This is a genomic window from Kluyvera sp. EC_51, from assembly GCF_019584505.1.
Lineage (GTDB): Bacteria > Pseudomonadota > Gammaproteobacteria > Enterobacterales > Enterobacteriaceae > Kluyvera > Kluyvera sichuanensis.
Window position 1 is genome coordinate 4,357 of the sequence record NZ_VDAG01000005.1, and the last position, 896, is coordinate 5,252.

The 896-nt window shown below is 53.0% G+C and carries 1 pseudogene; it reads left to right on the plus strand.

The features are described from left to right. Nucleotides 1-115: 115 nt before the first annotated feature. Nucleotides 116-896: pseudogene (locus FHC49_RS01505) on the plus strand (IS3 family transposase); the annotation flags it as partial.

Sequence of the window (896 nt, forward strand, 5' to 3'; positions counted from 1 at the left end):
TAGTTCAAAAACAGAGGCTTTTTCCTCTGCTGTAAATGTTCGTCTCATTCAAAAAACCTCCGCAACCCCATGTTTTCACATAACTGTTGCGTTGACCAATTGAATCTACAGCGGCGTACTTCGCAAAACTGTCCGACTGAGGTACGCCTTTATCCGTGACAACACCTGTTGCTGGCCTGTTCGCCTGCTCTGTCGGGTGCTGGATGTTCATCCCAGTGGTTTTTACGCCTGGCTTCAGCAGCCGCATTCACAACGCCATCAGGCAGACCTGAGACTGACAGGACAGATTAGTTTTTACGCCTGGCTTCAGCAGCCGCATTCACAACGCCATCAGGCAGACCTGAGACTGACAGGACAGATTAAACAGTTCTGGCTGGAATCGGGATGCGTCTATGGTTATCGCAAGATCCATCTGGATCTGCGGGACAGCGGGCAACAGTGCGGAGTCAACAGAGTCTGGCGACTGATGAAACGTGTCGGGATAAAGGCTCAGGTCGGATACCGGAGCCCGCGGGCACGTAAAGGCGAAGCCAGTATCGTGTCGCCCAACAGGCTCCAGCGACAGTTCAATCCGGATGCTCCGGATGAGCGTTGGGTAACGGACATCACCTACATCAGGACCCACGAAGGCTGGCTGTATCTTGCCGTGGTTGTTGATCTGTTCTCACGCAAAATTATCGGCTGGTCAATGCAACCCCGGATGACAAAGGACATTGTCCTGAACGCACTGCTGATGGCTGTATGGCGGCGTAATCCCCAAAAACAGGTGCTGGTTCACTCTGATCAGGGCAGTCAGTACACAAGCCATGAATGGCAGTCGTTCCTGAAATCACACGGCCTGGAGGGCAGCATGAGCCGTCGCGGTAACTGCCATGATAATGCGGTTGCAGAAAGCT